26 protein-coding genes are annotated in these 25,931 nt (G+C 62.5%); 12 read left to right on the forward strand and 14 right to left on the reverse strand.

Annotation, left to right across the window (positions count from 1 at the left end; translation table 11 throughout):
• Window positions 1-9: 9 nt before the first annotated feature.
• Together HCN50_RS27535 and HCN50_RS27540 are read left to right on the forward strand one after the other, a co-directional pair.
• Window positions 10-1,287 (forward strand): YeaH/YhbH family protein, encoded by a 1,278-nt coding sequence (locus HCN50_RS27535; protein ID WP_311968228.1) that lies wholly within the window; start codon window positions 10-12, stop codon window positions 1,285-1,287.
• Window positions 1,284-2,828 carry a SpoVR family protein gene (locus HCN50_RS27540; RefSeq protein ID WP_171713034.1) on the forward strand — a complete coding sequence of 515 codons (1,545 nt, stop codon included), beginning with the start codon at window positions 1,284-1,286 and terminating at the stop codon, window positions 2,826-2,828. The genes HCN50_RS27535 and HCN50_RS27540 overlap by 4 nt, the downstream gene beginning before the upstream one ends.
• Here the strand turns inward: HCN50_RS27540 and HCN50_RS27545 are convergent, their stop codons facing one another.
• From HCN50_RS27545 to chrA, 4 genes are all read right to left on the reverse strand, one after another.
• The gene (locus HCN50_RS27545; protein ID WP_171713035.1) at window positions 2,829-3,884 is read right to left on the reverse strand and encodes a 2-oxoacid:ferredoxin oxidoreductase subunit beta; all 1,056 of its coding nucleotides are present in this window, start codon (window positions 3,882-3,884) and stop codon (window positions 2,829-2,831) included.
• Window positions 3,881-5,731, reverse strand: a complete 1,851-nt coding sequence (locus HCN50_RS27550; protein ID WP_171713036.1) for a 2-oxoacid:acceptor oxidoreductase subunit alpha — start codon at window positions 5,729-5,731, stop codon at window positions 3,881-3,883. Before HCN50_RS27550 ends, HCN50_RS27545 begins: the two co-directional genes overlap by 4 nt.
• A complete protein-coding gene (locus HCN50_RS27555; protein ID WP_171713037.1) occupies window positions 5,701-7,500 on the reverse strand; it encodes an FAD-dependent oxidoreductase in 1,800 nt (599 codons plus the stop codon). Before HCN50_RS27555 ends, HCN50_RS27550 begins: the two co-directional genes overlap by 31 nt.
• 296 nt (window positions 7,501-7,796) lie before the next feature.
• Complete coding sequence (gene chrA / locus HCN50_RS27560; RefSeq protein ID WP_171713038.1) at window positions 7,797-8,996, reverse strand: chromate efflux transporter; 1,200 nt, start codon at window positions 8,994-8,996, stop codon at window positions 7,797-7,799.
• A gap of 91 nt (window positions 8,997-9,087) precedes the next feature.
• Here chrA and HCN50_RS27565 point away from each other — a divergent pair, with 91 nt between their 5' ends.
• Complete coding sequence (locus tag HCN50_RS27565; RefSeq protein ID WP_171713039.1) at window positions 9,088-9,303, forward strand: hypothetical protein; 216 nt, start codon at window positions 9,088-9,090, stop codon at window positions 9,301-9,303.
• Window positions 9,304-9,491: 188 nt separating this feature from the next.
• Here HCN50_RS27565 and HCN50_RS27570 read toward each other — a convergent pair whose 3' ends face one another.
• From HCN50_RS27570 to pqqA, 7 genes are all read right to left on the reverse strand, one after another.
• The gene (locus HCN50_RS27570) at window positions 9,492-10,157 is read right to left on the reverse strand and encodes a DUF4286 family protein (RefSeq protein ID WP_171713040.1); all 666 of its coding nucleotides are present in this window, start codon (window positions 10,155-10,157) and stop codon (window positions 9,492-9,494) included.
• Window positions 10,158-10,587: 430 nt separating this feature from the next.
• Complete coding sequence (gene pip, locus HCN50_RS27575) at window positions 10,588-11,574, reverse strand: prolyl aminopeptidase (RefSeq protein WP_171713041.1); 987 nt, start codon at window positions 11,572-11,574, stop codon at window positions 10,588-10,590.
• Window positions 11,564-12,772 carry a pyrroloquinoline quinone biosynthesis protein PqqE gene (gene pqqE / locus HCN50_RS27580; RefSeq protein ID WP_171713042.1) on the reverse strand — a complete coding sequence of 403 codons (1,209 nt, stop codon included), beginning with the start codon at window positions 12,770-12,772 and terminating at the stop codon, window positions 11,564-11,566. The genes pip and pqqE overlap by 11 nt, the downstream gene beginning before the upstream one ends.
• Window positions 12,769-13,080 (reverse strand): pyrroloquinoline quinone biosynthesis peptide chaperone PqqD, encoded by a 312-nt coding sequence (pqqD, locus tag HCN50_RS27585; RefSeq protein ID WP_171713043.1) that lies wholly within the window; start codon window positions 13,078-13,080, stop codon window positions 12,769-12,771. The genes pqqE and pqqD overlap by 4 nt, the downstream gene beginning before the upstream one ends.
• A 43-nt stretch (window positions 13,081-13,123) precedes the next feature.
• Window positions 13,124-13,879, reverse strand: coding sequence for a pyrroloquinoline-quinone synthase PqqC (gene pqqC / locus HCN50_RS27590; protein WP_171713128.1), 756 nt, complete (start codon window positions 13,877-13,879; stop codon window positions 13,124-13,126).
• 20 nt (window positions 13,880-13,899) lie between these two features.
• Window positions 13,900-14,826: a pyrroloquinoline quinone biosynthesis protein PqqB gene (pqqB, locus tag HCN50_RS27595; RefSeq protein WP_171713127.1), complete on the reverse strand. Its 927-nt coding sequence runs from the start codon at window positions 14,824-14,826 to the stop codon at window positions 13,900-13,902.
• Window positions 14,827-14,993: 167 nt separating this feature from the next.
• On the reverse strand, window positions 14,994-15,074 hold the full coding sequence (gene pqqA, locus HCN50_RS27600) for a pyrroloquinoline quinone precursor peptide PqqA (RefSeq protein WP_057848853.1): 81 nt from the start codon (window positions 15,072-15,074) through the stop codon (window positions 14,994-14,996).
• 307 nt (window positions 15,075-15,381) lie between these two features.
• On the opposite strand from pqqA, the gene HCN50_RS27605 reads away from it, so the two are divergent.
• The 8 genes from HCN50_RS27605 (at window position 15,382) to serA (ending at window position 22,914) form a co-directional block, all read left to right on the forward strand.
• Entirely contained in the window at window positions 15,382-15,639 is a 258-nt protein-coding gene (locus HCN50_RS27605; RefSeq protein ID WP_171713044.1) for a DUF6894 family protein, read from the forward strand.
• 158 nt (window positions 15,640-15,797) lie between these two features.
• Window positions 15,798-17,150, forward strand: a complete 1,353-nt coding sequence (locus HCN50_RS27610) for a PQQ-dependent sugar dehydrogenase (RefSeq protein WP_235977233.1) — start codon at window positions 15,798-15,800, stop codon at window positions 17,148-17,150.
• Between the two features lie 113 nt (window positions 17,151-17,263).
• Window positions 17,264-17,830 carry a c-type cytochrome gene (locus tag HCN50_RS27615; protein ID WP_171713045.1) on the forward strand — a complete coding sequence of 189 codons (567 nt, stop codon included), beginning with the start codon at window positions 17,264-17,266 and terminating at the stop codon, window positions 17,828-17,830.
• A 217-nt stretch (window positions 17,831-18,047) separates the two neighbouring features.
• Window positions 18,048-19,439, forward strand: coding sequence for an amidase family protein (locus HCN50_RS27620; RefSeq protein WP_171713046.1), 1,392 nt, complete (start codon window positions 18,048-18,050; stop codon window positions 19,437-19,439).
• Window positions 19,440-19,506: 67 nt separating this feature from the next.
• On the forward strand, window positions 19,507-19,983 hold the full coding sequence (locus HCN50_RS27625) for a glutathione peroxidase (RefSeq protein ID WP_171713047.1): 477 nt from the start codon (window positions 19,507-19,509) through the stop codon (window positions 19,981-19,983).
• Entirely contained in the window at window positions 19,980-20,243 is a 264-nt protein-coding gene (locus HCN50_RS27630) for a DUF3297 family protein (protein ID WP_311968229.1), read from the forward strand. The genes HCN50_RS27625 and HCN50_RS27630 overlap by 4 nt, the downstream gene beginning before the upstream one ends.
• A 120-nt stretch (window positions 20,244-20,363) precedes the next feature.
• Window positions 20,364-21,533 carry a mandelate racemase/muconate lactonizing enzyme family protein gene (locus HCN50_RS27635; protein ID WP_171713048.1) on the forward strand — a complete coding sequence of 390 codons (1,170 nt, stop codon included), beginning with the start codon at window positions 20,364-20,366 and terminating at the stop codon, window positions 21,531-21,533.
• Between the two features lie 121 nt (window positions 21,534-21,654).
• A complete protein-coding gene (gene serA / locus HCN50_RS27640) occupies window positions 21,655-22,914 on the forward strand; it encodes a phosphoglycerate dehydrogenase (RefSeq protein ID WP_171713049.1) in 1,260 nt (419 codons plus the stop codon).
• Between the two features lie 154 nt (window positions 22,915-23,068).
• Here serA and HCN50_RS27645 read toward each other — a convergent pair whose 3' ends face one another.
• Together HCN50_RS27645 and HCN50_RS27650 are read right to left on the reverse strand one after the other, a co-directional pair.
• Entirely contained in the window at window positions 23,069-23,500 is a 432-nt protein-coding gene (locus HCN50_RS27645; RefSeq protein WP_171713050.1) for a GNAT family N-acetyltransferase, read from the reverse strand.
• 21 nt (window positions 23,501-23,521) lie between these two features.
• Complete coding sequence (locus HCN50_RS27650; protein ID WP_171713051.1) at window positions 23,522-24,874, reverse strand: malonyl-CoA decarboxylase; 1,353 nt, start codon at window positions 24,872-24,874, stop codon at window positions 23,522-23,524.
• A gap of 38 nt (window positions 24,875-24,912) precedes the next feature.
• Here HCN50_RS27650 and HCN50_RS27655 point away from each other — a divergent pair, with 38 nt between their 5' ends.
• Window positions 24,913-25,068 (forward strand): hypothetical protein, encoded by a 156-nt coding sequence (locus HCN50_RS27655; protein ID WP_171713052.1) that lies wholly within the window; start codon window positions 24,913-24,915, stop codon window positions 25,066-25,068.
• Window positions 25,069-25,078: 10 nt separating this feature from the next.
• On the opposite strand, the gene HCN50_RS27660 is transcribed toward HCN50_RS27655, so the two are convergent.
• On the reverse strand, window positions 25,079-25,879 hold the full coding sequence (locus tag HCN50_RS27660; protein ID WP_235977235.1) for an AraC family transcriptional regulator: 801 nt from the start codon (window positions 25,877-25,879) through the stop codon (window positions 25,079-25,081).
• Between the last annotated feature and the right edge of the window lie 52 nt (window positions 25,880-25,931).

Raw genomic sequence — 25,931 nt, forward strand, 5'->3', positions numbered from 1 at the left:
GATGAGACCGTGGCTATTCACATCGTCGATCGGCGCCTGAATCCAGGCAGCAAGAGTCTTGAGAACCGCCAGCGCTTTTTGCGTCGCGCCAAGGCGCTGGTGCAAGGGGCGGTGAAGAAATCGTCGCAGGACCGGGACATCAAGGATGTCCTGGAAGGCGGCGAGGTCAGCGTCCCGATCGACGGCATGGACGAGCCGCGCTTTCGCCGTGAAGGCGGCACGCGCGACATGGTGCTGCCTGGCAACAAGAAGTTCGTCGAAGGCGATATCCTGCCGCGCCCGAACCAGGGCGGCGGCAGGGGAAGAGGTGCCGGCGAAGGCGACAGCGAAGATACGTTCCGCTTCGTTCTCAGCCGCGACGAATTTGTCGACCTGTTCCTCGACGACCTGGAATTGCCCGATCTCGCCAAGCGCAAGCTGGCCGAGGTCGAGACCGAGGGGATTCGTCGGGCCGGTTACTCGACGTCCGGCTCGCCTGCCAACATTTCGGTGAGCCGAACGGTAAGCCGCGCCTTGGCGAGGCGCGTCGCGCTGCGGCGGCCGAGACCGGAGGAACTGGCGGCCCTCGAAGCGGAGCTTTCGGATTGCAGCGAGGCGCGCCGTGTCGAACTCCTGGCCGAGATCGAGGCCTTGAAATCGAAGATCAAACGGATCCCGTTCATCGATCCGATCGACATCCGCTACCGGCGCTTCGAGACGGTGCCGAAACCCGTGGCGCAGGCCGTGATGTTCTGCCTGATGGACGTCTCCGGCTCGATGACCGAGCATATGAAGGATCTCGCCAAGCGCTTCTACATGCTGCTCTATGTGTTCCTGAAGCGCCGCTATCGCCATGTCGAGATCGTTTTTATCCGACACACCGACCGCGCCGAAGAGGTCGACGAGCAGACGTTCTTTTACGGACCGGCTTCCGGCGGCACGCTTGTGTCGAGTGCATTGCAGGCAATGCACGACATCGTGCGGACGCGGTTCCGGCCTGCTGACTGGAACATCTATGCCGCGCAGGCCTCTGACGGGGATAATTCCTATGCGGACGGCGAGGTCGCGGGCCGGCTCCTGACCGACAAGATCCTGCCGGTGAGCCAGTTTTTTGCCTATCTGGAAGTCGGCCAGGAAAACGGCCTATCCTACGAAATGCCCAATTCGGCGCTCTGGACCCTATATGAGGGTCTGCGCGCGAGCGGCGCGCCGCTGTCGATGCGCAAGGTCAACGAGCGCAGCGAGATCTTTCCGGTGTTTCACGATCTCTTCCAGCGCCGCGGCCCGCAGGAAAGGACCGCAACATGACCGCGACCGACGAGTTGCTGTTTCAGGGGGCTGACTGGGACTTCCGGACGCTGCAACGGATCTGCGACGCCTGCGAGCAGGTTGCGCGGGACGAATTGAAACTCGACGTCTATCCCAACCAGATCGAGGTCATCACCGCCGAGCAGATGCTGGACGCCTATTCGTCGGTCGGCATGCCACTGTTCTATAAGCACTGGTCGTTCGGCAAACATTTTGCCTTTCAGGAGGCGTCCTATCGCAAGGGGCTGATGGGTCTGGCCTACGAGATCGTCATCAACTCGTCGCCCTGCATTTCCTATCTAATGGAAGAAAATACGGCGACGATGCAGACGCTCGTCATCGCGCATGCCGCGTTCGGTCACAACCATTTCTTCAAGAACAACTATCTGTTCAAGCAATGGACCGACGCCGACGGCATTCTCGATTATCTCGAGTTCGCCAAGCGCTACGTGGCGCACTGCGAGGAGCGCCACGGCCGGCTGGCGGTGGAGCACACGCTCGATGCCGCGCACGCCTTGATGTCGCACGGTATCGATCGCTATCCCGGAAAGAAAAGTCTCGATCTTCGCGCGGAGGAAAAGCGGGCGGGCAGGCGCCGGGCCCACGAGGAGAGTGCCTTCAACGATCTGTGGCGCACCGTTCCGACCGGTCCGGCGAAGAGCAACGCGATACTGGACGTCGAGCGCCGGCGCCAGATGCTCGGTCTGCCGCAGGAAAACCTGCTGTATTTTCTCGAGAAGACGGCGCCCCGGTTGAAACCATGGCAACGCGAGATATTGCGGATCGTGCGCAACATCGCGCAGTATTTCTATCCGCAGAGCCAGACCAAGGTGATGAACGAGGGTACGGCGACCTACGTTCACTATCGCATCATGAGCCGGCTGCACGAGCAGGGACGGCTGACGGACGGCAACTTCCTCGAATTCCTGCAGTCACACACCAACGTGGTGTTCCAGCCCGAATTCGATGATCCGCGTTTTTCGGGATTTAATCCGTATGCGCTGGGATTTGCGATGATGCAGGACATCGAGCGCATCGTCACCAATCCGGAAGCCGAGGATCGCGAGTGGTTCCCGGATATTGCCGGGACTGGCGATCCGATGGCCGTGCTGCGCGACATCTGGGCCAATTACCGCGATGAAAGCTTCATCAGCCAGTACATGAGCCCGCGGCTGATGCGGCACTTCCGCTTGTTCCACCTGCATGACGATCCGGAGGAGCGGGCCGGTATCCTGGTCGACGCGATCCACAACGAGCGAGGCTATCGGCGGCTGAGGCGTGAACTGGCACGGCAATATGACGTCGGCTTCATCGACCCGAACATCGAAGTCGTCGATGTCGATCTGGCTGGCGATCGCCGCCTGATGCTACGCCATACCGTGGTAAAGGGCGCCCAGCTCAGCGAAGCCGACACCAAGCGGGTGCTGCAGCACCTTGCCGATCTCTGGAGCTACGACGTGTCGCTCGTCGAGGCCGATGCGTCCGGCACGACCTTGAAGGAGTACGTCGCCCATCCCCGGAACATCGCCGTGGCGGCGTAGCTAGCGCAGGCTGGCGTTGATCTTTTCCAGCGCCGCCGAGCCGGGGCACAGATCCTTGCCTTCCAGCGTATTGAGCGGCGTCTCGACGGTGTCGAGATGGGCGTGCAGATCTTCCGCGTCCGGATCGACATAGAGCAATCCGGTGACCACCTGGCCCTTGGCGGCGTGCTTTTGCAGGAAGGTCATGGCCGCCAGCCGATCATTGGCGTCATAGTCGGCGTCGATCTTGCGCAGCGCGAGCCGCGTGCCGTCATGCTGCTCTACCACCTGCACCGTGCCCGGCGCGTAATCGACCGTAATCGGGTCGCGGCCGGTCAGCACGTCGAGCCGGTTCACGGCGTCGTTATGCTCGCGGACATAATCGAAGCTCTTGGTTGAGCCGGCGTGATTGTTGAAGGCGATGCAGGGGCTGATGACGTCGATGAAGGACGCGCCCTTGTGGCGAATCGCGGCCGCGATCAGCGGCACCAACTGGCTCTTGTCGCCGGAGAAGCTGCGCGCCACGAAGCTCGCGCCGAGCTGCAGCGCGATGGCGACCAGGTCGATGGCATTGTCGGTGTTCGTCACGCCCTTCTTGGATTTCGAGCCGCGGTCGGCGGTCGCCGAGAACTGGCCCTTGGTGAGGCCGTACACGCCGTTGTTCTCGACGATATAGGTCATGTTGACGCCGCGCCGGATCGAGTGCGCGAACTGGCCGAAGCCGATCGATGCACTGTCTCCGTCGCCGGACACGCCGAGATAGATCAGGTCGCGGTTGGCGAGGTTGGCGCCGGTCAGAACCGACGGCATGCGGCCGTGCACGGAATTGAAGCCGTGCGAGTTGCCGAGGAAATAGTCAGGGGTCTTCGACGAGCAGCCGATGCCGGAAATCTTGGCCACCCGGTGCGGCTCGATCGACAGCTCGTAGCAGGCCTCGATGATCGAAGCGGTGATCGAGTCGTGGCCGCAGCCGGCGCACAGCGTCGAGATCTTGCCCTCGTAGTCGCGATGGGTATAGCCGAGCTCGTTCTTCTTCAGGCCGGGATGGTGAAACTTGGGTTTTGCAATGTAGGTCATGACACGGCCTTGCGGAGAGGGGTCACCTTCAGATGGTCCTGATGGTCGCCGATGGCATTGGCGATGAAGCGCGCGGTGATCGGGGTGCCGTCATAGTGCAGGATCGGCACCAGGCGGACCGGATCGATGCCGTTCTCGTTGACGATCAACTGCCGCAACTGGGCGTCGCGGTTCTGCTCGACCACGTAAACGAAGTCATGGTCGGCGATGAAGCTCGCCACGCTGGAGTGGAACGGGAAGGCGCGGATGCGCATGCGGTCGAGCTGATGTCCGCGCGCTTCCAACAGGCCGATCGCCTCGTCCATCGCCGGCGAGGTCGAGCCGAAATAGATCACGCCGTATTTGGTCGGCTTGGCGGCGTTGGCCTGTAACGGCCGCGGCACCATGTCCTGGGCGGTCTCGAACTTGCGTACCAGCCGCTGCATGTTGTCGGCGTAGATGGCGCCTTCTTCCGAATAGCGCGCGTAGCGGTCACGCGAGGTGCCGCGGGTGAAGAATGAGCCCTTGGTCGGGTGCGTGCCCGGATAGGTGCGGTAGGGAATGCCGTCGCCGTCGACGTCGAGATAGCGGCCGAAATCGCGTCCCGGTTCGTCGAGCATTGCCGCCGTCATTACCTTGCCGCGGTCATATTGCCTGGCGTCGTCCCACTTCAGCGGGCGGCAGAGGCGGTGATTCATGCCGATGTCGAGATCGAGCATCAGAAAGATCATGGTCTGCAGCCGGTCGGCGAGATCGAACGATTGTGCTGCGAACTCGAACGCCTCGGCGGGGTCTTCCGGGAACAGCAGGATGTGCTTGGTGTCGCCATGCGACGCGTAGGCGCAGGCGATGATGTCGCATTGCTGGGTACGCGTCGGCATGCCGGTCGAGGGGCCGGCGCGCTGAATGTTCATGATCACGGCCGGAATTTCCGCGAAATAGGACAGGCCGATGAACTCCGTCATCAAGGAGATGCCGGGGCCGGAAGTGGCGGTGAAGGCCCGCGCACCATTCCAGGAGGCGCCGATCACGATGCCGATGGAGGCGAGCTCATCCTCGCCTTGCACGATCGCGTATTTCGCCTTGCCGGTCTCGGGGTCGTGCCGCAGCTTCTTGCAGTGACTCGTGAAGGCCTCCGCCACCGACGACGACGGCGTGATCGGGTACCAGGCGCAGACGGTGGCGCCGCCATAGACCGCGCCCAACGCCGCGGCGCTGTTGCCTTCCATGAAGATGCGGTCGCCGACCTTGTCGGACTTCTTCACCTGCAGCCCGATCGGGCATTTCAGGTTCTGCAGCGCCCAGTCACGGCCAAGATGCAGCGCGTGGATGTTCGATGACAGAAGCTTTTCCTTGCTCTTATACTGCTCGCCGATGAGCTGCTCGATCAGCTTCGGATCCATGTCGAGCAGCGCACAGAGCGCGCCGAGATAGATGATGTTCTTGAACAACTGCCGCTGGCGCGGGTCGGTGTAAGTCGAGTTGGTGATCGCAGTCAGCGGCACGCCGATCACGGTGATGTCGCTGCGAAACTTCGACGTCGGCATCGGCTTGGTCGAATCGTAGAACAGATAGCCGCCGGGCTCGATCGAGGCGACGTCCTTGTCCCAGGTCTGCGGGTTCATCGCCACCATCAGGTCGACGCCGCCGCGGGCGCCAAGATGGCCGGCTTCGGTGACACGCACCTCGTACCAGGTCGGCAGCCCCTGGATGTTGGAGGGGAAGATGTTGCGCGGCGAGACCGGCACGCCGTGGCGCAGGATCGAGCGCGCAAACAGCTCGTTGGCGCTCGCCGAACCCGAGCCGTTGACGTTGGCGAAACGGACGACGAAGTCGTTTACGCTGCTGATCGGGCTTTGGACTGACATGTTGATCCCGCGTGAGTCATATCGATGAGGTACTTCTGCATGTCCCAGGCGCCAGTCGGACAACGCTCGGCGCACAGCCCGCAATGCAGGCAGACGTCCTCGTCCTTTACCATGACGCGGCCGGTCTTGAGGCCCTCGGCGACATAGAGCGCCTGGTCGTGGTGCGGCGAAGGCGCTTTCAGCCGCTGCCGCAGGTCCTCTTCCTCACCATTCTGTGTGAACGTGATGCAGTCCATCGGGCAGATGTCGACGCAGGCATCGCATTCGATGCAGGCGGGCGCCGAGAATATCGTCTGTACGTCGCAGTTCAGGCAGCGCTGCGCCTCGCCGAGCGCGAGCTTAACGTCATAGCCGAGCTCGACCTCGGCCTTGATGTCCTTCAGCGCGATCACCTTGTCGCGATGCGGCACCTTGTAGCGCTTGTCGCCGGAGATGTCGTTGTCGTAGCTCCACTCGTGGATGCCCATCTTCTGCGAGGTGATGCGCACTTCGGGAAGCGGACGTTCGCTGATGTCTTCGCCCGACAGCATCTTGTGGATCGACAATGCGGCGTCATGGCCATGCGCCACCGCCCAGATGATGTTCTTCGGGCCGAACGCCGCATCGCCGCCGAAGAAAACTTTCGGATTGGTCGAGGCGAACGTCTTGGGATCGACCCGCGGCATATTCCACTTGTCGAAGTCAATGCCGCAATCGCGCTCGATCCAGGGGAAGGCGTTCTCCTGGCCGACCGCCACCAGCACGTCGTCGCAGGGGATTGTCTGGTCCGGCTCGCCTGAAGCCACCAGGTTGCGGCGGCCCTTGGCGTCGTATTCGGCCTTCACCTTCTGGAAGGTGACGCCGATCAGCTTGCCGCCCACATGCTTGAATGCGATCGGCACCATGTAATTGAGGATCGGGATATCCTCATGAATGGCGTCTTCCTTTTCCCAGGGGCTCGCCTTCATCTCCTCGAAGCCGGAGCGCACGATCACCTTGACGTCCTCGCCGCCGAGCCGGCGTGCGGTGCGACAGCAATCCATCGCGGTGTTGCCGCCGCCGAGCACGATGACGCGGCGGCCGATCTTGTCGACATGGCCGAACGAAACCGATGCCAGCCATTCGATGCCAATATGGATGTTGGCGGCAGCTTCCTTGCGGCCGGGGATGTCGAGCTCGCGGCCGCGCGGCGCGCCGGAGCCGACAAAAATGGCGTCGTAATTTTCGGCGAGCAGCTTCTTCAGGCTGTCGATGCGATGGCCGCCCTTGAACTCGACGCCGAGGCCCAGGATGTAGCCGGTTTCCTCGTCGATCACGCTGTCGGGCAGGCGGAATTTTGGTATTTGACTCCGCATCATGCCGCCCGCCTTGGGGTCGGAATCGAACACGGTGCAATGATAGCCGAGCGGGGCGAGATCGCGCGCCACGGTGAGCGACGCGGGACCGCCGCCGACCAGCGCGATGCGCTTGCCGTTCTTCGCAACCGGCTTCGGCAGGCGGTGTCTGACGTCATCCTTGAAGTCGGCGGCAACGCGCTTCAGGCGGCAGATCGCGACCGGGTTTTCCTCGACGCGGCCGCGGCGGCACGCTGGTTCGCATGGACGATCGCAGGTGCGTCCCAGAATTCCGGGAAACACATTCGATTTCCAGTTGATCATATAGGCGTCGCTATAACGCCCCTCGGCAATCAATCGGATGTACTCGGGAACCGGCGTGTGTGCGGGGCAGGCCCATTGGCAATCGACCACCTTGTGAAAGTAGTCTGGCGCCGAGATGTCAGTCGGTTTCATTCCTACCTTGTCCCGCGCCAGCCCTGAGAACAGCGCGGCCTTATTTTGCCTGCGAACGCTTAGCGAGCGTTCTTGTGGTTTTTGAATTGGATCATAGGCTTATCTTATTAGAGCCATTCCAGATGCTGCACAAAGGCAATTTTGCGCGATCTCCAGCTTTCAATTGCATGGAGAGGAGGACTTAGCGTCGCAGCATCCATGTGGCAGTGCAACATGTGCAGTGCAGTGTGCATTTTCAAACACCATGCGCGAAAGCGCATCATGCGGATCAATGTATGCAGGTGAAGCGAGGATGTTCAGATCAGTCGCAGGATTGCACCGGTCATCGCCAGCAGGACGACGACAATCCACGGCGGCAGCTTCCAGATCGTCAGCAGCAGGAAGCCGGCAAGCGCCACCGCAAAATCGCGCGGGCTAAGCACGGCACTGGTCCAGACCGGATTGTAGAGCGCGGCACCAAGGATGCCGACAACCGCCGCATTGGTGCCACGCATGGCGGCCTGCGCCGTGGGGCGCAGGCGCAGCGCGTCCCAGAACGGCAGCATGCCGTAGACCAGCAGCAGTCCCGGCAGCGACAAGGCGACAAGGGCAATCACCGCACCGGCGAGGCCGTTGGGGGCGGGGCCCGTGACGGCGCCAAGATAGGCCGCAAAGGTGAAGAGCGGTCCGGGCACGGCTTGCGCCATGCCGTAGCCGGCGAGGAAATCCGCATTGCTGACCCAGCCGGGCGTCACCACTTCGGCCTGCAATAGCGGCAGCACGACATGGCCGCCGCCGAACACCAGCGCGCCGGAACGATAGAACGCATCGAACAGCGCAAGCGCTTGGGACCCTGTCCTTGCCGTTACCAGCGGCGTGACCAGAAACAGCAGTGCGAAGAGCACAAGTGCGGCGACGCCAAGCCGATGTGATACCGAGAAGTTGAGATGGCCGGTCGGCGCGGGCCCGTCTCCGCGGCACAGCCACAGCCCGGCCATCGCGCCCAGCACAATGGCGCCGATCTGGCCAAACGATCCACCGACGAACACCGTGATAACAACAGCGGCCAGCGCGATCGCCGCCCGTTCGCGGTCCGGCGTCAGGCTCTGGGCCATGCCCCAGATCGCCTGCGCCACGACAGCAACCGCGACCAGCTTCAGGCCGTGAAGAATGCCTTCCGAAACCGGGCCGGTGAGGGTGGTGGCGCCGAGTGCGAAGGCGAACAGAATGATCGCCGACGGCATGGTGAAGGCGAGCCATGCTGCCAGGCCGCCAAGCAGGCCGTTGCCGCGCAAGATGCCGAGCGTGAAACCGACCTGGCTGGATGCAGGCCCCGGCAAGAACTGGCAAAGCGCAACAATATCGGCATAGCTGCTTTCGCTGAGCCACTTTCGGCGCTCCACGAATTCGGTCCTGAAGTAGCCGAGATGCGCGATCGGTCCGCCGAACGATGTGAGGCCGAGCTTGAGAAAGGCGGTGAAAACCTCGGCGATAGTGCCCGCGGACTTTTCCGCCATGCATCAACTCCATTGACGGCTGAAGATAGCGGGAACCGGCAGGGTCACCAAGGGGTTGTTCGAAAGGCCTTTAGCAAAGGAGCAAATGCGCATGACATCCTCAGCCGATCGGTCGCCGCAGCACCATACCCAGAAGATGAAGAAGCGCTTCCAGGAGAACATCGCACATTTGAGAGAGGACATCAGCAAAGTCGACGAACCGCAATTGAAAGCAATGTTCGAGACTTCGGCGGAAGTTCTGACCGGACTTGTTAAAGCCTTCGACGACTACGAGCAGAAGATCGAAGCCGCCTGGCGCAAGCACTAGCCCTGCGGAGCCGCTCCCGAGCAGTTCATGCCGGAACGCAAATCCCGGCCACTTGTTTATGCGATATCGCGTTAACAGCACCCTTCACCGGGTTTCTACGGAGCGACATCATCAGTTCCTGTTCCATATCCCGATCAGGCCGCCAACCGCTCGCGTACTTCGCGTGCCGTCGGCGGCGGCGAGAAGGCCTAGCCGATATCGCTCTTTGCCAGGTCCCACATCAGCCGATAGATTCCGCTCGAGATGATCAGCGGCTTCAATGCGATATTGCCGCTGAAGCGTAGCATTGCCGCAGGTACTGCACCGACGTCCGTGGCGTCGATCAGCACGAACCAGTCGCCGGCGCCGGGATTGGGCGCGGAAGGATCGTCGGTGATCGGTTTCGACAGCGCCGGATCACTCTCGATCAAATGCAGTGAAATGATTCCGTCGAGTTGCGCGGGATCGAGCTGCTCGGCAAGCGCGGCGCGCAATTTATCCTCTCCGCCGACCGACGGACGCAGTCTGACGATGCCGAGCGCCGCGCCGCGGCCGGTGCCGCGGCTGATCGTGATGCGCGCCACCGCTCGGATCATGTTCTGGAAGCGGGCGATATTGGTCTTCGACCACGCCGTCTGGTTCGCCAGCGCGGTGCGATAGGTCGGGCTGTCCAGCACCTCGAAAGTCTCGGTGGAATAGAGGCTGAGATATTTTGGATTGCCGTCATGCGCGACATAGCGGCGGGCTTCGAGGAAACCGTCGATCGCGACGCGCTCCTCAAGATGTTCGCGATCGTACCAGCGGTTGAACTCGGGTTCGTGCGCAGCGTCGATGTTCATCGACGTCAGCAGCATGCCTTTTCCGGCGATCGGCATTTTCTTGTTTCCTAACTCGGTGGTGCTCAGATCTAGCGAGGCGAGACCCTAACGTGCTTTGAAATGTTGAAACAAGGCATTCGTGGATTTGGGTTCAAACCTCCAGTCCGATGCGATGCATTCAAACGTATCGTCCCGAAAGTAGAACAGGAAATGCCGAGAGGACTCGCGCCATGCCGGCGCGATTTTGCTGTAGCGGCATTGGCCAAGATACAGCCCTCATCGTTGGTCGCTCCGAAACGACACCGCGAGCGGTCAAGAAAACGAATGATGCCTTGGTCGTCAGGACCAAACTGCCGAAATTGAAAGGGGGTGAGAAAAAACTCGACGAGGATATCGGTGCCCGACACCGCGACCCGCGGATAGGATGCATTGGGTTCTGCGTTCCAGCCCTCGTTGAGCCGATTGAAAGAGGGGTGGCTCATAATCGCTATTTGCCAGTTCTGGAAGCCATGTCCGCAATCGCCTTCATCACGGTGTCGCGAACGCCGGGATCGTACAGCGTATGGCCGGCGCCCTCGACGAAGCGGATTTCGGCCTCGCGCCACACGGCGGCAAGCGCGTGCGAGGTTGCCGGCGGGCACAGCAAATCGTAGCGGCCCTGCACGATGATGCCGGGAAGCCCCATGAGCCTGCCCGCGTCACGCAGCAGCTGGTTCGGCTGCATGAAACAGTCATTGGCAAAATAATGCGCTTCCATGAACGGCGTCGCCGGCAGACCCCGCGATGAACTGAGGGCTGCCATATCAAGCCGCGTGCGGTTCGGCGTGTGTTCGGAAAGAATGCGCTCGGTCTCGCCCCATGCCCGTGCTGCAGGAATATTCACGTCGGGATTGGGATCGAGGATCCTGCGGAAATAAGCCTGCAGCGGCTCTGCGCGTTCGTCCTCCGGCAGCACGCTCATGAAGTCATCATAGAGCCCGGGATAAAACCGCGGCAGTGTGTCGAGAAAGCCGTTCTCGATTTCCTCGATCGTGCCCAGAAAAGTGGCGCGCAGCAAGATGCCGCTGACACGGTCGGGGTGGGCCTGCGCGTAGGCCAGCGCCAGCGTCGCGCCCCAGGAGCCGCCGACCACCATCCAACGCTCGAAGCCGAATTTCTCGCGGATCGCTTCCATATCCGCGATCAAATGCGGCAGCGTATTGGCTTCGCGGCCGCCCTTGGGGCGGCTGCGGCCGGAGCCGCGCTGGTCGAACAGCACCGCGTGGAAGCGTTCGGGGTCGAATAGCCGGCGATGGTCCGGCTGGCAGCCGCTGCCGGGCCCGCCGTGCAGATAGACCGCGGGAATGCCACCTGGCCGGCCGATGCTTTCGACATAGATGTCGTGACCGTCGCCGACCGCGACCTGCTCCGACGTCAGCGGCGCAAACGGATCGGCGCGTTTGATGGATTTGCCGGCGTCGGCGTCAGGCGCCATGCTCGCCTTCCGTCTCCAGCGTCCCGCCGGCGAAGTTGCGGTAAAGGAAGCGATCCTGGTGCGCGGCGGCCTCGCGCTCGGCGTCCTTGAAGATCTTTTCGTGCATCGGTGACAGCGTGCAGGCCGGGTCGGTATTTCCGGCGTCGCCGGTCAGCGCAAAAGCCTGGCAGCGGCAGCCGCCGAAATCGATCTCGCGGAACTCGCAGCTCTTGCATGGCTCGGGCATCCAGCCGGTGCCGCGATAGCGATTGAAAGCTTCGGAGTTCTGCCAGATCCAGGCAATCGAATGATTGGAGCGGACGGATTCGAAGTCGAGCCCGGTGATGCTCTCCGCCGCATGGCAGGGGAGCACCTTGCCGGCGGGTGAAATGTTGAAGAACTGCCGGCCCCAGCCGCCCATGCATTTCTTCGGCCGCAGCGCGTAATAGTCCGGCACCACGTAGTCGATGGCGAGGATGCCTTTCAGGCGTGTCGCGGCCTCATCGACGATGCGGCTCGTCTCCTCGATCTGCTCGAGCGTCGGCATCAGGGCGGCGCGGTTCTTCAACGCCCAGCCGTAATACTGGACGTTGGCGACCTCAAGCCGGTCGGCGTCGAGATCGACTGCCATCTGAATGATATCAGGGAGCTGGTGCAGGTTCTGGCGGTGCATCACTGCGTTCACCGTCAGCGGCAGGTCGAGCTCACGCGTCCATTTAGCGACTTCAAGCTTTTTCTCATGCGCGTTTTTCAGCCCGGCAACGCGATCGGCGACGATCGGCTCGTTGCCTTGAAAACTGATCTGCACATGGCAGAGCCCGGCATCGGCAAGCGCCGAAAGCTTTTCCCTGTTCAGCAGCACCGCCGACGTAATGAGATTGCTGTACAGCCCCACATCGGTCGCGTGCTGCACCAGTTCAACCAGATCCTTGCGAGCGGTCGGCTCGCCGCCCGAGAAATGGATTTGCAGCACGCCGATTTCGGCGAGCTCGCTCAAAACCTTCTTCCATTCTTCTGTAGTCAATTCGCTGCTGGCCCGATCGAGCTCGATCGGGTTCGAGCAATAGGGACATTGCAGCGGGCAGCGGTGCGTCAGCTCGGCGAGCACGGCAAGCGGGATGCCGAAGGTCTCCGCGGTCGAACGCTTGTGCTCGAGCACCGCAAGCCCGTCACTTGGCGCGGCGCTGGCTGTCTTGCCGTCTGCGAGGATGTCGCTCATGACGCTTTCTCACGCGCTTCGGTCAAAAAACCCTTGTCGGCGAGGTCCTGCAGCATCGCGATGACGTCGGTCGCGATCGCCTCGCGGGGCGCAGCATATTTGGCGGCGAGCTGGTCGACCATCTCGGCGACGCTGCGCACGCCGTCGCAAAGCTGCAGCACCTCGACCGCGATCTCGTCCGGCGCCAGCACGCGCTCCGGCGCCAGGATCACCCAGACCTGCCGCGTCTCATCGAACTTCAGCCGAGTGTGGCGCGGCAATTTCGGCCGGCTCGCCTCGCTGACACTGATGTTGCGGCTCGAGGCCATCGATCGCCGGTCTCCTTTGTCAGTTTGCTCGTCAGTTTCCTTGTCAGCTTCCTTGGGGCACGAATGCCCCGGGCGGAATGTGGCCCTCGACATAGGCATGATACAGCGCGTCGAGCTGAACCCATAGCACATTGGTCTTGAAGATCAGCGCGTTGCAGACCGCCTCGCGCTCCGCGGGCGTCTTCGCGTTGGCCTTGACGTATTCCAGCGCGAAGCCGGCGTCGCGCGGCGCCTGCGTCAGGCGGCGGCTGAAATAGGTCATGATGTCAGGGTTGACGAAATCATAGTGCTGCAGCATCCCCGAGATGCGCTCCTCGTGCAGGTTCGGCGCGAACAGTTCCGTCAGCGAGGAGGCGATCGCCTCCAGCGGCGTCCTGTCACGGCAGAAATGCACATAGGCTTCCACCGCGAACCGCGTCGCCGGCAGGATGCCCTCGGTCGATTCCACATAGGCGCTGTCGAGCCCGAGCCCTTCGGTTAGTTTCAGCCAGCGCTCGATACCACCTTCGGAGCCGATATCGCCGTCGTGATCTTCGATCCGGTGCCGCCACTCGATCCTGGTGGCGCGCTCGCGGAACCGCGAGATCACCACCGCGTCCTTCAGTGGGATCGTGCTCTGGTAATAATAACGATTCAGCGCCCAGGCCTGCACCTGTCCCTTGTTGAGCTTGCCGCCATGCAGCAGCCGGTGGAATGGGTGCAAATTGTGATAACGCGTCGCGCCGATATGGCGGAGCATCGCTTCGAGTTCGTCGGCATTGTTGAGCGTGATGCCCTTGCCGATCGAGTGCGCGGTCATTCCGCTGGTGGGCACGACATTCACAGTGTGATCTCCGTTCCGTCGGCAGGAATCTGCCAGCCCGCCTGTTCCACCGCCTGGCGCTCGTCCGAACCGGGGAGCAAGGCGGGATTGGAGTTATTGATATGCAGGAACACCCTGCGGCCGATGTCGAGGCCGGCAAGGCTCTCGATCGCCCCATGTTCACCCGACATCGAAATATGGCCCATGCTCCGTCCCGTCTTGGTGCCGAGGCCTTGAACGATCAATTCGTCGTCGCGCCACACCGTGCCGTCGAAGAAGACCAGCGCAGCACCTGTCAGCCGCGACTTGAGATTGTCGGTCATTCGCGCGCAGGCGGCCAGGAAACAAAAATACTTGCCGCTTTTCTTATCCAGAATGCGAAGCCCGAGCGTATCGCCCACTGCGTCACCGCCCGCCGGATGCGCCTTGCCTTCGAGGTACCACGCCCCCTTGCCAGGAACCGCGAAGGGAAGGATTTCCATGCCGGATGGTGAGCCATCGGGCAGGGCAGGCTCGAACGCCCTGTCGACCTCGATCGGCTGGCGCTTCACATTGTGTTCGCCCAGCACATTAAAGATGCTGTTGGATCGCAAAATCGCAAGGACCCGCTCATGCGCGTAGAGCGTGAAGGGCGAGCCCTCGCGCATGGACAATAGCCCCGCGACGGCATCGATTTCGCCATTGGTCAGAATGACGCCGGCGATCGGGCTGTGACGTAATTCGCCAGCCTTGGGGCGAAGCTGCGGCGTCGCCATGAGCTGTTGACGAAGGTCGGGAGAGGCATTGACGAGGTACCAGTGCTCGCCGTCGCCGCTGACCGCGATGGAGGCCTGGGTACGCTGCAATTCCCGATTTTCGCGTGCCTCCCGGCAGACCGTGCATCCGCAGTTCCACTGCGGAACGCCGCCACCTGCCGCGGCGCCCAGGACGACGACACGAAGCATGATCCGTCTCCTGGAAACTCTGAAACCTAGCGACGCAAAGCCGAGCGCCAAGCCCGGAAAGGAAGTAAACGGCACGAGGTGGACGCTAACCGGATGACGCATCTCCCCGATCGGGAGGCATCAGCCCGGCGGTCCACCTGCGTGATCGAGTGAGCTTGCGCTACCGCTTACTTGCGGGCGGCGCACATATACATGTTGATTTCCATGCCCACCGGCACTTCGACGATCTTCGGTGCTTTCCAAGCCATTTGGCTCTCCTTTTGCTACCGGACGAACTCCGCCCTGAAGAGTTAAGGTAGCGCGTATCAAAAAGTTCGTCAGTTAAATTTTCGCAAGGAAGCTGAGCGCGTTATGCTGCGTTGCGAAACAGGTCGCGGAGCTAGGCTGGAAACTTCTGGTCAAAACAACGTGGGATCAGTCATTTCCCGGTTGTTCGGGCCATCACGAATGACGATGTTGGGTTTTGGTTTGCGGGCCGTGTGCCCGCCCGATAAGGAACCTGTGAGAAGCGCGGTCCCCGATTGCGGGACCCTAACAAGAGTGAAGTTTCCGCCGATGCCGCGATATTATTTCAACACCCGTATCGGCGATGAGCTGATTTCTGATCCCGATGGCGAGGTGCTCAGGGATCCCGATCGCGCCTGGGAAATGGCGCGCGCCATGATCCGTGAACTGCTCAAGACGGATGGTGCTGACGGTGCGCTGCTCAGCGCCACTATCGAAGTCACCGATGACGACGGTGAGATCGTGCTGGAGTTTCCGTTCGCTGAAGCGATTCTCGACGCGCCGGGCGGCTCCATCACCAGGCACTGATGCGGGGACCCTCACCGACGATGTCTGCAACCTCCGATCGGCATGTTTCCGATTGCGCACGGGCAGACAAATATGGAGAGTGCCCGCCAGGAAAGCCTCCGGCGTTGGCGTCATATCGGCCCGCGCGAAGAGAAAGGCTTCCGCCAGGGAGAACGCCCATGATGGACTACATGTCGGTGCCGCGCAGCCTGTTGCTGTCCGGCGCATTCTTGACTGCCCTTACGCTGAGCGCCGTTGCCCAGCAGTCCGCGGACCCGCCGGCGGCCGCACAGCCCGCCACGCCGCCGCCCGCCATCCAGCAGCCCGCCACGCCGCCGGCCGCCGGTGCGCCGCCGCCCGCAGGGACTGCGGCCTCGCCCTCGCTTCCACCGGGCTCGCCGTTGATCGGACGTCCCGCGGGCAACGACGCCGCCGCCAAGCTTGCGCCGATCGCGCCGCCGCCGATCCCGGCCGCGCCGGACAAGCTGCCGACGGCGAAACTCAAGGTACCGGCCGGCTTCAACATTGAGGTCTATGCCGCCGGCATGGCGAACGCGCGCTCGCTCGCCCTCGGCGACAAGGGGACGGTGTTCGTCGGCAGCCGCCTCGTCGACAAGGTCTATGCCATCGTCAACAAGGATGGCAAACGCGAGGTCAAGGTGCTGGCTTCCGGCCTCTACCGGCCGAACGGTGTCGCCTTCAAGGACGGCACGCTCTACATCGCCGAACTGTCCAAGATCTCCAAGATCGAGAAGGTCGAAGACAATCTGGATAGCCCGCCGAAGCCGACCGTGATCTTCGACAAGCTGCCCAAGGACGAGGCCCATGGCTGGAAGTTCATCGCCATCGGTCCCGACAACAAGCTCTACGCTCCCGTCGGCCAGCCCGGCAACAACGTGCTGAACGATGACGAGCATGGCCTGATCCGCCGGATGAACTTCGACGGTTCGGGCGCGGAAGTGATCGCCCGCGGCGTTCGCCACACCGTCGGTTTCGACTGGCATCCGGAGACCAAACATCTCTACTTCACCGACAACGGCCGCGACTGGATGTCGGAAGATGTGCCGGAGGACGAGCTCAACCGCATCACCAAGGTCGGCGAACATTTCGGCGCGCCGTTCTGCCTGCAGGGCAACATCGTCGATCCCGAATTCGGCTGGGGCAAATCCTGCAGCGACTACACCGCGCCGGTGGGACTGCTCGGACCGCATTCAGCGGCGCTCGGCATGCGCTTCTACACCGGCACCATGTTCCCGAAGGCCTACAAGAACGCGGCCATCATTGCCCGGCACGGCTCCTGGAACCGCTCCAGGAAAGTCGGCGGTGACGTTGTCGTCGCCAAGCTGAACAAGGACGGCACCATGAAGTCGCTGGAGCCGCTGCTCACCGGTTTTATCGAGGACAATAAATATATCGGCCGCCCGGTCGATGTACTGCAGATGAAGGACGGTTCGTTGCTGGTCTCCGACGATTACAACGGCGCCGTCTATCGGATCACCTACGGCAAGCAGAAGGTGGCGGGGAAGTCGTAGTCTAGATTCCCGTCATTGCGAGCGCAGCGAAGCAATCCATTCCTCAACGCGGGGATAGATGGATTGCTTCGTCGCTTGCGCTCCTCGCAATGACGGCGGTCCGAGGTAAGCCGATGCGTAAAACGATGACGATGCTGGCGTTCGCTTTGATCGCGGCCTCAGCCAACGCCCAAACCATCGAACAACGCATCGCGCCGTGCCTCGCCTGCCACGGCGAGAACGGCCAATCGCAAACCGAGAACACGCCGTCGCTCGGCGCGCAGCAGGCGTCGTATGCGCTGATCCAGCTCTTCATGTTTCGCGAGAAGCTGCGCGTCTTCGAGCCGATGAACGAGATCGCAAAGCCGCTGACCGACGACGATCTTCGCCAGTTTTCCGATTTTTTCGCCAAGATGCCGAAACCGGCGCCGCCAGCGGAAAATGGCGATCCAGCGCGCATGCAACGTGGACAGGCGCTGGTGCAGCAGCACCGCTGCGATAGCTGCCATAACTTGGACTTGTCGGGCAAGGAAAACGTCCCGCGTATCGCCAACCAGCGCGAGGACTATCTCGCCAAGACCCTTGCCGAGTACAAGGACAACACCCGGCACGGCTATGACGCCAGCATGGCGGACGTGATGGCGCCAATCCCGCCAGCGCAGATCGCCGATCTCGCCTATTACATCGCCCGCATGCGCTAGTTGGAATAAACCTCGCCCCGCCTTGCGGGGAGAGGTCGGCGCGTAGCGCCGGGTGAGGGGCCTCTCCACAGCGGGGACTCGCGGACAGTGCCCTCACCCCGACCCTCTCCCCCCGCAAGAGCGGGGCGAGGGAGCACTGCCAGCCCGCAGCGCACTCCTCCCGCTGGCATTGCCCGGCGCCCGGCGGTACAAGGGCCGCAATCGGATGGAGTTTGGCATGCAAGATCTTTGGCGCCTGTCGGCCGCGGAAATGGCCTCGCTGATCAGGTCGAAGAAGGTTTCGGCAAAGGACGCGGCAACCGCGGCGCTGGCGCGGCTGGATGCGGTCAACCCCATGATCAATGCCGTCGTCGACCACAGGCCTGAGGACGTGCTTGCGCAGGCCTCCGCCATCGATGCCGCGATCGGACGCGGCGAAGATCCTGGTCCCCTGGGCGGCGTGCCGGTTACGGTGAAGGTCAATATCGACCAGCAGGGCTTTGCCACCACCAACGGTTTGAAGCTGCAGCGCAACGCCATCGCCAAGAGCAACAGCCCGGTGATCGATAATCTGCGTAAATCCGGCGCTGTCATTCTGGGGCGCACCAATTGCCCGGCGTTCTCCTATCGCTGGTTCACCACCAACCTCGTCCATGGCGATACCAAGAATCCACGCGATCCCTCGATCACTCCGGGAGGCTCCTCCGGCGGCGCTGGAGCGGCGGTTGCGGCCGGCATCGGGCATATCGCGCACGGCACCGATATTGCGGGATCGATCCGCTATCCCGCCTACGCCTGCGGCGTGCACGGCCTGCGGCCGACCATGGGACGCATCGCGGCGTTCAACGCCGCGCTCCCTGAGCGGCCGATCGGGCCGCAGATCAGCGCCGTCTCGGGTCCGCTGGCGCGCACCATCAGTGACATCAGGATCGCCCTGGCTGCGATGTCGGCCAAGGATTATCGCGATCCCTGGTGGGTGCCGGCGCCGCTCCAAGGTCCGGCGATGCCCAAGCGCGTCGCGATGTGTCTCAACCCGGACGGTCTCGATCCCGTCCCCGAAGTGAAGGCCGCGGTGGCCGATGCCGGCAAGCGGCTCGAGCGTGCGGGCTGGACCGTCGAGGAAATCGCCGACACGCCGCCGCTGCGCGAACCGGCCGATCTTCAGACAAAGCTCTGGCTCGGCGACGGCTATGAGGCGCAGCTGGAAGCCGCCGAGCGGGAAGGCGACCCCGGCGCGCTGGCTTGCCTGCGTGGCAACCGCGCCAAGGTCCATCCGTTCGATCTCTCGAAGGCGCTGACGCGGCGCGCGACGCTGACGCGTGAGTGGTTGGCCTTCTTCGAAAATTATGCCGTGCTGCTGATGCCCGTATCGGGCGAACTGCCGTTTCCCGATCAGCTCGACCGCAAGGATGAGGCGTCGTTTGCGCGTGTCTGGCATGCGCAATTGCCGCAGATCGCCATTCCGTTCATGGGGCTGCCCGGGCTAACGGTGTCGACCGGATTGGTCGGACGCGTCCCGGTCGGCGTGCAACTGGTTTCCGGCCGTTACCGCGAGGACCTGTGTCTCGCCGCGGGCGAGGCCGTCGAAGCCGGCGGCACGCCGTCGGCGGCGATCGATCCGGCGGGCTAGAGCATGATCCCGAAAAGTGGGTATCGGTTTTCGGATAAGATCATGCTCCGTAACAATCGAGAGGATCATGCCAGGCGTTTATGATTTCACGGCGCAGTCGCTGGCCGGCGAACAGGTTCCGCTGATGCGGTTCGAGGGTCAGGTGCTCCTGATCGTCAACACCGCGAGCGCCTGCGGGTTTACGCCGCAATACAAGGGCCTCGAGCAGCTCCATCGTGACTTTGCGCCGCGCGGTTTTGCGGTGCTCGGCTTTCCCTGCAACCAGTTCGGCGGGCAGGAGCCGGGCGACGCCAGGCAAATCGAGGAATTCTGCGCCAGCAAGTATGACGTGACGTTCCCGATGTTCGCCAAGATCGACGTCAACGGTAGCCAGGCGCATCCGTTGTTCAATCATCTGAAGAACGCGAAATCGGGATTGTTGGGTTCGTCGATCAAATGGAACTTCACCAAATTCCTGGTCGATCGGTCGGGCAGGGCGGTTGGACGTTACGCGCCGACCGCGACGCCCGAGGGAATGAGAAAAGATATCGAGGCACTGCTGTGAGCGACAACGACAAAGCGATCAACGACCAGTTTCCCGACCGTCTCTCGGTCGATCCGAACAGCCCTTATTACAACGCAGATATCCTGGCGCGCGACGTCGGCATCCGCTTCAAGGGCGTCGAGAAGACCAATGTCGAGGAATATTGCATCAGCGAGGGCTGGGTGCGCGTCACCGCCGGCAACGCCAAGGACCGCCATGGCAATCCGCTGACCATCAAGGTGCACGGCAGCGTCGAGCCGTATTTCCGCGACAAGAAGTAGGCCGTCTCTCGTTCGTCATTGCGAGCGGAGCGAAGCAATCCATACCTCAGCACGGGGAAAGACGGATTGCTTCGTCGCTTCGCTCCTCGCAATGACGGCATCATCTGAAAGCTGTCCATCATGTCCGTCCGCATCGTCGACGTCTGCGAAATCACAAAGCCGATCTCCTCGCCGATCCGCAACGCCTATATCGATTTCACCAAGATGACGACGAGCCTCGTCGCCGTCGTCACCGACGCGGTGCGCGACGGCAAGCGCGTCGTCGGCTACGGCTTCAATTCCAATGGCCGCTACGGGCAGGGTGGGTTGATCCGCGAACGATTTGCGCCGCGGCTGAAAGAGGCCGATCCCAAGAGCCTGCTCGATGCCTCCGGCAACAATCTCGACCCGGACAAGGTCTGGGCGGCGATGATGTCGAACGAAAAGCCGGGCGGCCATGGCGAGCGCTCGGTCGCGGTAGGCACTATCGACATGGCAGTGTGGGATGCGGTCGCCAAGATCGCGGGCAAGCCGCTGTTCCGCCTGCTCGCGGAGCGCCATGGCCGCGAGTCCAATCCGCGTGTGTTCGTCTATGCCGCCGGCGGCTATTATTATCCTGGCAAGGATCTGGCCGCGCTGCGCGGCGAGATGCGCGCCTATCTCGACCGCGGCTATGACGTCGTCAAGATGAAGATCGGCGGTGCGCCGATCGCCGAAGACCGCGAGCGCATCGAAGCCGTGCTGAAGGAGATCGGCAAGAACGCGCAGCTCGCCGTCGATGCCAACGGCCGCTTCGATCTGGAGACCGCGATCGCCTATGCCAAAATGTTGCGCGAATATCCGCTGTTCTGGTACGAGGAAGCCGGCGATCCGCTTGACTTTGCGCTGCAGGCGGCGTTGGCCGAGTTCTATCCCGCAGCCATGGCTACGGGTGAAAATCTCTTCAGCCACCAGGACGCAAGAAACCTGATCCGCTATGGCGGCATGCGCCCCGATCGCGACTGGCTGCAGTTCGACTGCGCGCTGTCCTATGGCTTGTGCGAATACCAGCGAACGCTGGAAGTGCTGAAGACGCACGGCTGGTCACCGAGCCGCTGCATCCCGCATGGCGGCCACCAGATGTCGCTCAACATCGCGGCCGGCCTCGGCCTTGGCGGCAATGAAAGCTATCCCGACCTGTTCCAGCCCTATGGCGGCTTCCCCGATGGCGTTCGTGTCGAGAACGGCCACATCACCATGCCGGATATCCCCGGCATCGGGTTCGAGGGGAAATCCGATCTCTATGCAGAGATGAAGGCGCTGGCGGCGTAGGGCCGGATGCCATAGGAAAGATTGGAATCGGTGGCCTGGACAGGGCATTCGCTCTGGCGCCTATCAAGGATTTCCGGGCCGCCAGTTTACCGCTCATCCATCGTTGAAGGACACCGCGATCTTGGCCACCACGCTTCCCCAACTCTCGCTTGCGAAGGACAAGATCCGCGTCTTGCTCCTTGAAGGTGTCAACGACAGCGCCGCGCAGATGATCGAGGCTGCAGGTTATTCCAACATGACACGCCTGTCCAAGGCGCTCGAGGCCGATGCGCTGAAAGAGGCCGTCAAGGGCGTGCATCTGCTCGGCATCCGCTCGCGCACGCAAATCACCAAGGAGGTTCTTGATGCTGCGGACCGCCTGATCGCGGTCGGATGTTTCAGCGTTGGCACCAACCAGGTGGACCTCGAGGCCGCGCGCCGGAGCGGAATTCCCGTTTTCAACGCGCCGTTCTCCAACACGCGGAGCGTGGCAGAACTGGTCATCGGCGAGATCGTCATCCTGCTGCGCCGGATCGTCGCACGCTCCAACGCCGCCCACGAAGGGCGTTGGGACAAGTCGGCCAACGACAGCTATGAGGTAAGGGGCAAGACGCTCGGCATCGTCGGTTATGGCAATATCGGCTCGCAGCTCTCCAATCTCGCGGAAGCGATGGGCATGCGGGTGATCTTCTATGATCACACCGACAGGCTTCGTCACGGCAACACCGAGCCGACCGCGAGCCTGCATGAACTGCTGGCGCAAAGCGATGTCGTGAGCCTGCATGTACCGGAAACTCCCGCCACCCACGGCATGATCGGGCGGGAGGAGATTCGCGCGATCAAGCATGGTGCGTATTTCATCAACAACAGCCGCGGCACGGTCGTGGACCTTGAGGCACTCGCCGAGGCGCTGCGCGAAAACCGGCTTCGCGGCGCCGCCGTCGACGTCTTTCCGGTCGAGCCGCGCTCGAACGCCGAGCGCTTCGTCTCGCCGCTGCAAGGGCTGGAGAACGTCATCCTGACGCCGCATATCGGCGGTTCGACCGAGGAGGCGCAGGAGCGGATCGGCGCCGAAGTAGCGCGCAAGCTGGTCGAGTACAGCGATTCCGGCTCGACCATGGGCGCCGTCAACTTCCCGCAGGTTCAATTGCCCACGCGCCCGACAGGCACGCGTTTTATTCAGGTGCAGCGTAACCTGCCGGGCATGCTCGGGCGTTTGAATGAAGTGCTGGCGCGTCATGCCGTCAACATCGCCGCGCAATATTACGAGACCGCTCACGATGTCGGCTACGTGGTGCTGGACGTCGATGCTTCGGCCGCCGACGGCCAGCGCGTGCTCGCGGATATCCGGGCGCTGGAAGGCACCATCCGGGCCCGGTTGCTCTATGAGTACAGGTCCTGAAGCGGGGCAGGCGGCTTGATGCCGTCATCGTCCGCGAAAGCGGACGATCCAGTACGCCGCGGCTGCTCGGCGGATTAGTGACGTCGGCGAATACTGGATGCCCGCCTGCGCGGGCATGACAAGAGAGGCGATGAACGGGCGCGATCGCCAAGCATCAGCCCTCCGCCAAGAGTCCCTTGTCGATCGCGGACTGCCGGTTCCTGAAAATCGCCATCGCGGTCTTCATCCGCAGGAAGCCGAATTTTGCATAGAACGGCTCGCGGCCGGCGACCGAATAGAGGATGATCTTGTTGTGTCCTTGCGACATCGTGAGCAGCCGTTCGACGATCTGCTTTCCGAGACCTGTCCCCTGATGGCTTGGCAAAACCGCGACATCGCAGAGATAGGCGCAATCACGTCCGTCAGCTAGAACGCGGCCGGCGCCGACCAGGCGGCCGTTATCACGGGCAAAGCAGCAGAACATGCTGTTGCCGAACACCAGTTCGAGATCATCCGCATTCTTGTTGCCGAGCGGGGCGGCCCGATAGAGCGCTTCGAGTTCCTGCCAATCCACGCCCGTCCGGTCGTCGCTCCAGATGATCGTCATCGCGAAAGGACTCCGCGCGGTCTACGACAGCCGCATGTCCAGCAGCCGCCGGCCTTCAGTCCTGAGCAGCTTCTTCACCGCGCTGGAGGCGGCGATCTCGCCCTGGTTGGCGTAGGCCTCGTGGTTCTTTTCGATGTCTTCGAGACGATAGAGATAGTTGACCATGACACCGGCAGATTCGCGCAGGCCCTTGGGCGAGAGATCGCCCAGCCAGTTGATCTTCTCCAGCCGCGCGCCGTTGCCGATATGGAAGCGCGCCACCGAATCGACCAGCCGGCCCTTTGGCGTGCGAGCTTTCAGGAAATAATACGCGGCCAGCGGCTCCACCACGGCGCGCAGTTGCGCGGTCAGTTCGGCATTTTCGAACCAGTCCGGTCTGTCGAGCGCCTCCAGCAGCGTCCGCTCGTCGTCGCTGACCGGCACGTCCCCGGCCTTCTTCAGCCATTGCATGAAGCCCGGCACCGGCGACAGCGTGATGAAGGTGTCGAGCTTCGGCAGTTCGCGCCGCAATTCCTCGACCACCTGCTTGATCAGGAAGCTGCCGAAGGAGATGCCGCCAAGCCCCTTTTGCGTATTGGAGATCGAATAGAACACGGCGGTACGCGCGCGCTCGACCGGCACCGGCTGACGCTCGGCGGCGAGCAGCGGCGCGATCGCGGTTGGGATCGCCTCGGTCAGCGCGACCTCGACGAAGATCAGCGGCTCGTCATTGAGCTGCGGATGGAAGAAGGCGTAGCAGCGGCGATCGACCGGGTCGATGCGGCGGCGCAGATCGTTCCAGTCGCGGATTTCGTGCACGGCCTCATAGCGAATGATCTGTTCCAGAATATTGGCCGGTGTCGACCAGTCGATCCTCCGCAGCACGAGAAATCCCCTGTTGAACCAAGAAGACAGCAGATGCACCATGTCGCGATCGAGCGCGGCCAGATCCTTGTTGCCCTTCATCAGCGAAAGCAGGTCGGCCCGCATCGCCACCAGATCGCTGGTGCCGCCCGGTGCGCGGTTGAGCCGGCGGATCAGCTCCTGCCGCCGCGGCTCGGAGGCAAAATGAAGGTCGCTGGCGTCAGAATCGTTTGGCTGGTTGCGCCAGCTCTCGATCGCCTGCGACAGTTTCTCGCGTTCAGGGCCGAAATCGCGGGCCAGCGTTTCGAAGAAGGAGAGGCGGCCAGCGGTGTCGAGGTCGTGGTAGCGATCGAGCACGTCACGCGCCATCGCGGTGCCGGAGGCTTCACCGCGGCCTGACAACAGTGCCTCGCATAATTCGATCAGTTCCGACGCGTCCTGGCCGTCGTCGGATGGCCCGGCGCGCCGCAGCAGCGTACGGCCGCGCTCTGATATCGTGGCAAGAAGATCGGAGAAGAAAGCGTTGGCCATGTGGCGGGTCGAATCCAGCGAGGGTTGCGGAATCTTACATGGAATTTAGGGCGGTGCCGATCACAATCAAGCGCACGATGGTGCGGGAATATCATGCCTCGCCCCGTGTATTTGTCGCCATGGCCGGGCTTGACCCGGCCATCCATCTTCTTTTGAAGAAGATTGATGGATACGCGGGTCAAGCCCGCGTATGACGAGTCTGCCTCATTCCTTTGCGGCGAACTCCGTAGGCGTCTTGCCGGTGACCTGCCGGAAAGCGTGGGAAAACGCCGGCACGCTGGCATAGCCCAAATCCGAGGCAAGCTGCTTGACCGAAATGCCGACATCCGTCGATAGCTTCTCGATCGCTGCGGCAATCCGGGCGCGCTGGCACCAGCTCTTGAAGCTCAACTGCGTCTCCGACGAGAATAGCCGTGACAGCGTCCGCGCCGAGGTGCCGACCTCGCGCGCCAGCATCTCGATCTCATGGTCGCCGGTTGGATCGGCCAGCACGATGTGCGCCGCGCGCCGGCAGCGCGGCTCGCGCGGCAACGGGATGAAGGTCGCGGAATCCTCGGCGCGATCTAGCTCCATCATTACAAGCCGCAGCAGAAGCTCGGTTCGCTGGCAATCGCTGCGATCGTCGAACAGGGCGAGAATCGTCTGGTGCAGAAGCGGCGAGACCCGCACCACGAATTCCGCCTCCAGGCTGTGGCTGCGCGCCTCGCGCCGCAGCCAGTCGAGTTCGAAATAAAGCGTCCGCATCTCGATATCGGCGAGCACGTCGATCGCGTGTTCGGATAGGGAGGGGACCCATACCGCGCGGTCCGGCGGCACCAGCCAGCGGCCTTTCGGCGTCGTGACCTGCATCGTGCCCTTCGCCGCATAGACCAGTTGCGCCTCGCGATGCATGTGGGTGTCCAGCCGGATGCCTTTCTCGTAGCTGTTGGCGATCATGTGGATGCCGTCGCCGGTCGAGATGCGGCGCCCGATAATGGCGGCAATTGGCTTTTCGGCGATATTCATTGGCGGCATCCCGTCAGGACATCCCCGTATAACCTATTTCGGAAAATTGCGG

Origin of the sequence: Bradyrhizobium archetypum (assembly GCF_013114835.1) — a bacterium.
Lineage (GTDB): Bacteria > Pseudomonadota > Alphaproteobacteria > Rhizobiales > Xanthobacteraceae > Bradyrhizobium > Bradyrhizobium archetypum.